The sequence below is a fragment of the Megasphaera jansseni genome (assembly GCF_047974155.1).
Classification (GTDB): domain Bacteria; phylum Bacillota; class Negativicutes; order Veillonellales; family Megasphaeraceae; genus Megasphaera.
In genome coordinates, this window is the sequence record NZ_JBHYRR010000022.1 from 42189 (window position 1) to 51647 (window position 9459).

General features: G+C 57.7%; 8 protein-coding genes. 7 read left to right on the plus strand and 1 reads right to left on the minus strand.

The annotated features are described in order from the left end of the window. Window positions 1–2 precede the first annotated feature (2 nt). From ACE418_RS09170 to ACE418_RS09195, 6 genes are read left to right on the plus strand one after another with little or no spacing between them, the layout of a single operon-like run. Window positions 3–905, plus strand: a complete 903-nt coding sequence (locus ACE418_RS09170; protein WP_416450336.1) for an ABC transporter permease — start codon at window positions 3–5, stop codon at window positions 903–905. Continuing rightward, window positions 905–1897 carry an ABC transporter ATP-binding protein gene (locus ACE418_RS09175; protein ID WP_416450328.1) on the plus strand — a complete coding sequence of 331 codons (993 nt, stop codon included), beginning with the start codon at window positions 905–907 and terminating at the stop codon, window positions 1895–1897. Before ACE418_RS09170 ends, ACE418_RS09175 begins: the two co-directional genes overlap by 1 nt. Then, the gene (locus tag ACE418_RS09180; protein WP_416450329.1) at window positions 1894–2862 is read left to right on the plus strand and encodes an ABC transporter ATP-binding protein; all 969 of its coding nucleotides are present in this window, start codon (window positions 1894–1896) and stop codon (window positions 2860–2862) included. Before ACE418_RS09175 ends, ACE418_RS09180 begins: the two co-directional genes overlap by 4 nt. Continuing rightward, complete coding sequence (locus ACE418_RS09185; RefSeq protein ID WP_416450330.1) at window positions 2859–4451, plus strand: peptide ABC transporter substrate-binding protein; 1593 nt, start codon at window positions 2859–2861, stop codon at window positions 4449–4451. Before ACE418_RS09180 ends, ACE418_RS09185 begins: the two co-directional genes overlap by 4 nt. A 4-nt stretch (window positions 4452–4455) precedes the next feature. Further along, window positions 4456–5385, plus strand: a complete 930-nt coding sequence (locus ACE418_RS09190; RefSeq protein WP_416450331.1) for a S66 peptidase family protein — start codon at window positions 4456–4458, stop codon at window positions 5383–5385. Window positions 5386–5405: 20 nt separating this feature from the next. Continuing rightward, window positions 5406–6542: an amidohydrolase gene (locus ACE418_RS09195; RefSeq protein ID WP_416450332.1), complete on the plus strand. Its 1137-nt coding sequence runs from the start codon at window positions 5406–5408 to the stop codon at window positions 6540–6542. On the opposite strand, the gene ACE418_RS09200 is transcribed toward ACE418_RS09195, so the two are convergent. Further along, complete coding sequence (locus ACE418_RS09200; protein ID WP_416450333.1) at window positions 6543–7898, minus strand: aspartate aminotransferase family protein; 1356 nt, start codon at window positions 7896–7898, stop codon at window positions 6543–6545. A 181-nt stretch (window positions 7899–8079) separates the two neighbouring features. Here ACE418_RS09200 and ACE418_RS09205 point away from each other — a divergent pair, with 181 nt between their 5' ends. Then, window positions 8080–9207 carry a PucR family transcriptional regulator gene (locus tag ACE418_RS09205; protein WP_416450334.1) on the plus strand — a complete coding sequence of 376 codons (1128 nt, stop codon included), beginning with the start codon at window positions 8080–8082 and terminating at the stop codon, window positions 9205–9207. The last annotated feature ends 252 nt before the right edge of the window (window positions 9208–9459 follow it).

Below are 9459 nucleotides of genomic sequence, written 5' to 3' on the forward strand. Positions count from 1 at the left end.
TGATGGATTTTACACCGCTTACGGCGGCTGACCGGACAGAACCGTACGTGCCGCCGCAGACCTTGCGCGACCGGGGCTGGCGGCAGATGAAGAAGAACCGCCTGGCCTTATGGGGTCTGGCTATCGTCGTCGTCATGAGTATCCTGGCCCTTGTCGGTCCCTGGCTGGCGCCCTACACCTATGCCGACCAGGATTTGACGGCTGCCAATGCCTGGCCGTCGACGGCTCACTGGTTCGGTACGGATTCTTTAGGCCGTGACCTCCTGGTCCGCGTCCTCTACGGCGCCCGCATTTCTCTGTCCATCGGCCTCGTCGCCAGTCTGATCAACGTCTTTATCGGCGTCATTTACGGTGGCATTGCCGGTCTCGTCGGCGGCCGGACGGACCAGATCATGATGCATGTCGTCGATATCCTCTATTCCATTCCCATGCTGCTCTACGTCATTTTGCTCATGGTCGTCTTCAAGCCGGGCCTGCTCAACATCTACCTGGCCTTGGGCATTGCCTACTGGCTCAACATGGCCCGCATCGTCCGTGGCCAGATTCTCAGCCTGAAACAACAGGAATATGTCATGGCCGCCCGCTCCTGCGGGACGTCAACGTGGCATATCCTCTGCCGCCATATGATCCCAAACTGCGTCGGGCCGATCATCGTCACCCTGACCTTGTCCATTCCCGACGCGATTTTTACAGAAGCCTTCCTGAGTTTCATCGGCCTCGGCGTATCGGCGCCCATGGCCAGCTGGGGTGTCCTGGCCTCAGAAGGTATCAATAGTATGCGCTCCTTCCCGTTCCAGCTCGTCTTCCCGGCCCTGGCCCTGTGCATTACCATGCTGGGCTTCATGTTCCTCGGCGACGGCCTGCGCGACGCCCTGGACCCGCAGAACCAGAAGGAGGGACGCTGATGCAAGCCTTATTAGATGTACGCCATCTGACTATTTCTTTCCATACCTACCGGGGACTGCTGGAAGCCATCCATGACGTGTCCCTGACCGTCAATCCCGGCGAGACCGTCGGCATCGTCGGCGAATCGGGCTGCGGCAAATCCGTGACCTCCCAGGCGGCTATGAAACTGCTGCCGGCCGAAGCGACGGAATATACGAGCGGCCAGATACTCTGGGACGGCCGCGATGTCATCCCCTTGTCGGAAACGCAGATGAACCGCCTGCGCGGCCGCGACATGGCGATGATCTTCCAGGACCCGATGACGTCGCTCAACCCTGTCCTGACCATCGGCAATCAGCTCTGCGAGGGCATCGCCCTGCACCAGCACCTGGGCCATAAGGCCTGCGAAGCCAAGGCCCTGGAACTGCTCAAGGCCGTCGGCCTGACGTCGCCGGAAAAACGGCTCCATCAGTATCCTCATGAATTATCGGGCGGCATGCGCCAGCGCTGTCTCATCGCCATGGCCCTGTCCTGTTCGCCGCGGCTCCTCTTTGCCGATGAACCGACGACGGCCCTCGACGTGACTACCGAAGCCCAGGTCCTGGACGTCCTCAAGCGGCTGCAGGCTGAATTGGGCATGGCTGTCGTCCTCATTTCTCATAATCTCGGCGTCATCGCCCAGATGTGCCGCCGTATTTACGTCATGTATGCCGGCTCTGTCGTCGAAGAGGGGACGGCAGACGATATCTTTTATCGCCCGGCCCATCCCTATACGCAGGGGCTCCTGGCTTCGCTGCCCGACCCGGCCCAAAAGGACCGGATCCTGACGGGGATTCCCGGACAGGCACCGGACTTATTCCACATGCCCCAGGGCTGCCGGTTCTATCCGCGCTGCCCCCGGGCCATGAAGGCCTGCATGACGGCGGCGCCGCCGCGGGAAGAAGCCGGACCGGGCCATCATTATACGTGCTGGCTGGCACAGGCTGCCGCGGCCAAGGAGGCATTGCCATGAACCTCATCGAAGCCAAACATATCAGTAAACAGTTCGTTGTCCAGCGGGACTGGCTGGGACGGGCCAGGAAGACCCTGACCGCCGTCGACGACTTGTCCCTGACCATCGGCCAGGGCGAGACCGTCGGCCTGGTCGGCGAGTCGGGCTGCGGCAAATCGACCTTTGCCCGGACGCTGCTGGGCTTATACTCGAAGACGGGCGGGACGATTTATTATAAAGGAAAAGATGTAGCTGATGACGGCGTCCGCCGCGATTATCGGCGCCATGTCCAGATGATATTCCAGGACCCGTATGCGTCCCTGGACCCGCGCATGACGGTTGAAGACATCATCAGCGAACCGCTGCGCAACTATCATCTCTGTCACGACGACCGCCAGCGGCGCCAGCGCGTGGCGTCTTTATTGGAACAGGTCGACATGCGGCCGGAAGCGGCCCAGCGCTATCCTCATGAATTCAGCGGCGGCCAGCGCCAGCGCATCGGTATCGCCCGGGCCCTGGCCGTCGACCCGGAATGTGTCTTTTGTGATGAACCCATTTCGGCCCTCGATGTGTCCGTCCAGGTCCAGATTGTCAACATGATGCAGCGCCTGCAGCAGGAACGGGGCCTGTCCTATCTGTTCATCGCCCATGACCTGGCCATGGTCCATCACATGAGCCGCCGCATGGGCGTCATGTATCTGGGCCGCCTCGTCGAACTGGGGCCGGGCGACGCTGTCTTTCACGACCCGCTCCATCCCTATACGCAGATGCTCATCGCCTCCGTACCCCGGCCGGACCCGCATTACCGTCGCCGGACCATCGTCTGCGGCGAAGTGCCGAGTCCCCTCGATTTGCCCAAGGGCTGCGTCTTCCATCCCCGCTGTCCCTATGCCGATGAAGTCTGCCGCATCGACGTACCCCATTTCCGTCAGGTCGCAGACGACCGCTTCGTTGCCTGCCATCATGCGAGAGGAGGCAGACGATGAAGAAATTATGCTTACTCCTGGGTTGCCTGCTGATGGCCGTCTTCTTCAGCGGCTGCGGCATCCAGCACCCCGACACGGTCAGTTATGTCCTGGAAGCGGAACCGTCACGGCTGGACCCGGCCATGACGACGGCTCTCGTCGAAAGTAATGTGGAATTACAGATTTTTGAAGGCCTGACCCGCCTCGACGATGATGATGTACCCCAGCCGGCCCTGGCCGAAAGCTGGGATATTTCACCGGACGGCAGGACCTATACCTTCCACCTGCGCCCAGGCATCGAATGGAGCGACGGCACGCCGATTACGGCCGGCGACATCGAATATTCTTGGAAACGCGTCGTCGATCCCGACGTAGCTTCAGAAAATGCCTATATGCTCTTTTGCATCGACAAGGCCGAAGACTATTTCAATAAGAAGGCCTCGGCGGATGATGTCGGCGTCAAAGCCATCGATGACCAGACCCTGGTCGTCCGCCTGAAGGAACCGACGCCGTATTTCCTCAACCTGACGGCGTTCCACTGTTATTATCCCGTTCCCAGGAAACTCGTTGAAGCCAAGCCCGATACGTGGGCAGCCGATGCAGACGGCATGATTTGCAGCGGCCCTTACAAAATCGTCTCCTGGAACCATTCCAGTGAAATCGAAGTCGTCAAGAACGACCGCTATTGGGATGCGGAATCGGTCATCCTGGACCACCTCGATTTTCCCATCAGCGATTCTCAGGCAACGCGCCTGACCCTGGTCGAAAGCAATCAGGCCAATATGACCGTCGAACCGCCGCCGGCCGACCAGGAACGGCTGGAACAGATGGGCCTCTATAAGATAGCCCCTTATCTCGGAGCCTATTACTATGTCTTCAACGTCCAGAAGAAGCCTTTTGATGACGTCCGCGTCCGCAAGGCCTTTGCCCTGGCCGTCCAGCGCCAGGGCCTGATGAAGTACATCGTCCGCGGCGAAAAGGAAGCGGCCTATGCCTGGGTCCCGCCGGGACTGAAGGATAAGGCCACGGGTCGTGACTTCCGCGAAGAAGGAGGGAACCTCATCGCTGAAGACCCGGCCAAGGCCCGCCAGCTCTTGAAAGAAGCCGGTTACGATGACCAGCACCCGCTGCCGGAAGTGACGCTCCTCTTTAACACCAATGAAATGCACAAGGCCGTAGCCGAAGCGCTGCAGGCCATGTGGAAAGAAAACCTAGGCATCGATGTCAACATCACCAATCAGGAATCGAAAGTCTTCATGGCTACCCGTGCCCAGGGCGATTACCAGCTGGCCCGGGCTTCGTGGATTGCCGACTACATCGACCCCATGACCTTCCTCGACGTCTTTGCCGATGACGAAAACGACGCCCAGTACCATAATCCGGCATATAATGAATTGATTGCCAAAGCCAAGGCCAGCAATGACGAAAGCCAGCGCATGGCCTATCTCCATGAAGCGGAACAGATGCTCTTTGACGATTGCGTCATCATTCCCTTGTACTACACGACTCAGCCCTATGTGGCCCAGCCTTATATTAAAGGCTATCACTGGTCCCCACTGGGTCTGGTCGATTTTAAGAAAGCCTATATCGATGAATCAGAAAGGAAGTAGCCTTATGGAGTATACCTATGCAGCTCCTTTGCAAGCTGGCGACACCATCGCCGTCGTCGCCCCGTCTGCGGCCCTGGCCGGTGCCGATGTGACCAAGGGCCTCGTCTATTTGCGGTCCCTCGGCTATGAATTGAAAATCGGGAAATCCGTGTCGGCCTTTGAAGGCTATCTGGCCGGTCCCGACCGGCTGCGGGCGGCGGACATCAACGAAGCCTTTGCCGACGACGCCGTCAAGGCCATTGTCTGCCTGCGCGGAGGCTATGGGGCGACGCGCATCCTGCCTCTGTTGGACTATGAGCTCATTGCAGCCCACCCCAAATTGTTCGTCGGCTTCAGTGACATCACGGCCCTGCACACGGCCTTCCTCCAGCGCTGCGGCTTCTGTCCTATCCACGGCACCATGGTCATGTCTCTGGGCCGGGATGCCTCGGAATATACGAAAGAGCAGTTCGCCTATGGTTTGCAGCATCCGTATGAACCGCGGGAACTGCCGCTGCCGCCGGATTGCCAGCCGGAAACGCTCGTACCCGGCGCCGTTACCGGCCCTCTGGCAGGCGGCAATATGATGCTCCTGTCGGTGATGATGGGCACGCCTTATGCCATCAATCCGCCAGACGGGGCCATCCTCTGTCTGGAAGAAGTGGGGGAAGAGGCTTATGCTCTGGACCGCATGCTCTGCCAGTTCGAGCAGTCCGGCCTCATCGACCGCGTCCAGGCCATCGCTTTTGGTGAATTCCATCATTGCGGTCCTACGGAAGGGGCTGTGTATGAGTGGACCGTCCCGGAAGTCCTCCGGGCATACGCCAAAAAGTGGGGCAAACCGGCTGTCATGGGACTGCCCTTCGGCCACGGTGCGGACAACGCCTGGCTGCCCCTGGGCCAGATGGCCGGCCTCGAAGCCCGCCTGGACGGGGTACGCTTTACCTTACTATAATTTGAATAGGAGAGGATTCCATGGAATATAAAGAATTGAAAGAACAGGCTTGCCGTTATGTCGATGCACTGAAACCGGTCATCTATGGCATTGCCGATAGCCTTCATGCTCATCCGGAAGTCGGCATGAAAGAAGTTTTTGCCTCATCGACGCTGAAAAAAATCCTGCAGGATCACGGCTTTGCCATCGACAACCCGGTTGCCGAAGCTTTCCCGACAGCATTTCACGCTGCCTATGGCCATGGCCCTTTCCAGATGGGCTTTTTGGCCGAATACGACGCTCTGCCGGAAATCGGCCACGGCTGCGGCCATAACCTCATCGCTGCCATGAGCGTCGGCGCGGCCCTGGCCTTTGCCAAAGCGGCCGGCGACAAGGCGACGGTCCACGTCTACGGCTGTCCGGCTGAAGAAACGGTGGGCAGCAAGGTCTATATGAGCGAACACGGCGTCTTCGACGGCCTGGAAGCAGCGGTCATCGTCCATCCCGGCACGGATAAGACTTATATCGGCGGTACGTCCTATGCAACCCATCCCCTGCAGTTCACTTTCCTCGGCAAGGCGGCCCATGTCGCCGATGCAAGCTACCACGGCGTCAATGCCCTCGATGCCCTCGTCGATTTCTATGGCCGCCTGAAGGATTATGAAAAGACCCTGACCGAACGCCATATCATCGGCGCCATCATCACCGAAGGCGGCACGGCGCCGAACATCGTGCCCGACCGGGCCGTCCTCAAGGCGACCATCCGGGCCCTGAAAGTGGAATACCTGGAAGACAAGATGCTGCCGGACATAAAAAAAATCGCCCGTGACGTCGCCGACGCACACGGAGCGAAAGTGGAAATGGTCCATTATGAACCGCTCTATAAGAATATGATCAATGACCCCAAGATGGATGTGTACTTTGCCGACGCCTTCAACCAGCTCTATGAAGAATTCGGCGTCCGTGACGACGATTATGCCGAAGGCTCGACGGATGTGGGCAATGTCAGCCAGGTCACGCGGGTCAGCCAGCCGGAAATCTGTATCGGCTATGATATCAATGCCCATACGAAAGAATTTGCCCAAGCCGCTGGTAGCGACCTGGGCAAGATGCAGGCATTGACCGGGGCCAAGGCCATGGCCATGGTCGCCCTCGATGTCATGGGAGAGACGCATTGATTATTTCGTGCAGGTAATGATGGCCTGTTCCAGGATGTCGAGACCGGCATCGAGCTGGGCGTCGGTGACGACGAGCGGGCAGAGGAAGCGGATGACGTTGTCATAGATGCCGCAGTTTTCCATGATCAGGCCGTGCTGGGCGGCTTCCTTGATGACGGCTGTGACCAGTTCCGGATAGGGTTCCTTGCTGGCCTTGTCGTGGACGAATTCCAGGCCGAGCATAGCGCCTAAGCCGCGATAGTCGCCGATGACGTCGTATTTCTGTTTCCACTGTTCATAGCGGGCGCAGACTTTCTTGCCGATTTCCAATGCCCGGTCGGCTAAGTGATCCCGTTCCATGATTTCAATGACTTTCAAAGCCGAGGCGCAGGCCAGGGCATTGCCGCCGAACGTACCGCCGATGACGCCGGCCGGGACGGATTCCATGATTTCTTCACGGGCTACGACGGCACCGAGCGGTACGCCGCCGCCGATGGATTTGGCCGTGGCGATGATATCGGGCGGGCAGCCGGCTTCTTTCCAGTATTCCGTCGCCAACATGCGGCCCGTACGGCACCAGCCGGTCTGGACTTCGTCGGCAATGAGCAGGATGCCATTGTCATCGCAGACTTTGCGCAGGGCCTTGATCCAGGGGATAGGAGCGGGGATGAAACCGCCTTCGCCCTGGAGCGGTTCGACGACGATGGCGGCGACATATTCTGCCGGCGAAGCGTACATGAAGACTTCTTTCAGGGAATTCAGGTAGAATTCCAGGGCTTCATCGTCGCTCATGCCAGCCGGTTTCCGGTAGAGATAAGGAAATTCAGCGCGGTATACGCCATCCGGGAAAGGCCCCATGCCGCGGGCATACGCTTTTTTAGCGGTCATGGCCATGGTCATCAGGGTGCGGCCATGGAAGGCGCCGGAAAAGACGATGATGTTCGGCCGTTTCGTATAGGCCTTGGCGACTTTGACGGCGTTTTCGTCAGCTTCAGCACCGCTGTTGATGAAAAAGGACCGTTTCTTGTCCCCTTTGACCGGTGCGATGGCGTTGAGCTTTTCAGCCAGGGCGACGTAGCCTTCGTGGGTGACGATGTTGGCCATGGCGTGGAAATACTTACCGGCCTGGTCCTGGACGGCCTTGACGACTTCCGGCTGGGAATAACCGATGTTCAGGACGCCGACGCCGCCGACCCAGTCGAGGAAATAGTTGCCGTCGACATCTTCGAACATGGCGCCTTCGCCGCGCTTGATGACTGTCGGATAGATGGTGCCGATAGCATCCGGGATGGCCTGACGGCGGCGGGCCAAGACGGCAGCGGCTTTCGGGCCGGGAACGGTCTGGGTAACGATTTTCGGTAATTCATCTTTTAACATAATGTCTCCCCCTTATCAATGCAAGATACAAAGCCTTGGTGAGTGCTTTATGAAAGGCTTTGTATGAATGAACTTAAATGATACGATTATTATACGTTTTACCATTAAAAACAACAAGAAGCTGAGAGAACAAAGCTAAAAATGTGATGTTGTGCTGACGACACAAAGGAGGCTCTGAGCCATGTCTCTATCCATTGATCAACTTTACAGGCAGGATGAAAATAAATATAAACTGGACCTCCTGGCAGGACGGCAGGGATTGAGCCACGACGTGGCTTGGGTGCAGGTCATGGAAGATGCAGGATACGGGACTTTTTTGCGGCCTCATGCCTTCATCTTCACGACCGGTCTGGCCAGCCACGGCGACCCGCACTGGCTGGAAGGCTTCGTCGATGCCCTGCTGACAGCCGATGCAGCCGGCCTGGTCGTCAATACGGGGAAATACCTCCTGCCTTCGGACATTACGCAAGCCTTGAAAGAACGCTGTGATGAAGCAGCTTTCCCGTTGTTCACTATGCCCTGGGAAGTGCGGCTGGCTGACATTACGCAGTCCTTTTTGTCGTCCCTCTTTTTGACCAACCGCGAAGAGTACCGGGCCATTACGGCGTGGAAGGAATTCCTCTTTGGCGTCCAGGGGTCGTCGGTCCTGACGGAATTGGCGCTGACCGGATGGAAAGAAGTAGGGCCTTATACGGCACTGGTCCTGTCCGGGGCCGATGCGGATGCGGCTTTTTTGGCCGACAGCAAGTCCTTTCTCAACGGGTTGGACCAGCCTTACTTTATATTTCCTTATAAAGACACGATCGTCCTGCTTTTACGGGGCGAACTGCCGGCAGCGCTCGTCTCTTGGCTCAAAGACCATGATCGCCTGATGACGGGGCAGGGGCTGACGGCGCCTGTCCTGAAAGCCCTGCCGGACAGCTGCCGCCAGGGACAGCAGGCCTTGGTATGGGGGCGGCTTCACCGGCAGGCATGGTGCTATTTCGGAGCTCTCGGTGCCTATGCCCTGTTCTTTTCCCAGCCCGATGACCAGGTACTGCACGTTCTTCATGACCGGGCCCTGGGAGCCTTGCTGGCCTACGATGCAGCCCATCAGTCCAGCCTGTATGAGACACTGGAAGCCTATCTCTGTCATGATGGCAGCCTGAAGGGGACGGCAGCCCAGCTCTATACCCATCGCAATACCGTGGCATATCGCATGCACAAGGTGGAAAAGCTCATTCCCTATGATTTGAATGACTGGGAACAGCGTTTTACGGTCTTCCTGGCCTGCCATATCCACCGTTATTTTGAACTTTTAGGGAATTAACTGTTGACATTTTGCAAGACGAATGCTATTATATAGTAACCAGCTGTACTGAGACGGACGAAAGAAACAATCAGTTTATTTTTGTTGTGTCTGTACGTGGCAGCCTGTGAGCTGCCGCTTGATTTGAAACTTTTGAAAAAAGTTCAAATCAAGCCTTGACAGACTTCTCAGAGTTTGGTAAGATATACAAGTCGTCGCGGTGAGGCGATGACAACGATGACCTTTGAAAACTGAACAATGAACTGAATGAAC

What these genes read in the sequence shown, in the direction of transcription:
- ACE418_RS09170 (WP_416450336.1), top strand. Translation starts at nt 3, where the DNA reads ATGGATTTTACACCGCTTACGGCGGCTGACCGGACAGAACCGTACGTG.
- ACE418_RS09175 (WP_416450328.1), top strand. Translation starts at nt 905, where the DNA reads ATGCAAGCCTTATTAGATGTACGCCATCTGACTATTTCTTTCCATACC.
- ACE418_RS09180 (WP_416450329.1), top strand. Translation starts at nt 1,894, where the DNA reads ATGAACCTCATCGAAGCCAAACATATCAGTAAACAGTTCGTTGTCCAG.
- ACE418_RS09185 (WP_416450330.1), top strand. Translation starts at nt 2,859, where the DNA reads ATGAAGAAATTATGCTTACTCCTGGGTTGCCTGCTGATGGCCGTCTTC.
- ACE418_RS09190 (WP_416450331.1), top strand. Translation starts at nt 4,456, where the DNA reads ATGGAGTATACCTATGCAGCTCCTTTGCAAGCTGGCGACACCATCGCC.
- ACE418_RS09195 (WP_416450332.1), top strand. Translation starts at nt 5,406, where the DNA reads ATGGAATATAAAGAATTGAAAGAACAGGCTTGCCGTTATGTCGATGCA.
- ACE418_RS09200 (WP_416450333.1), bottom strand. Translation starts at nt 7,898, where the DNA reads ATGTTAAAAGATGAATTACCGAAAATCGTTACCCAGACCGTTCCCGGC.
- ACE418_RS09205 (WP_416450334.1), top strand. Translation starts at nt 8,080, where the DNA reads ATGTCTCTATCCATTGATCAACTTTACAGGCAGGATGAAAATAAATAT.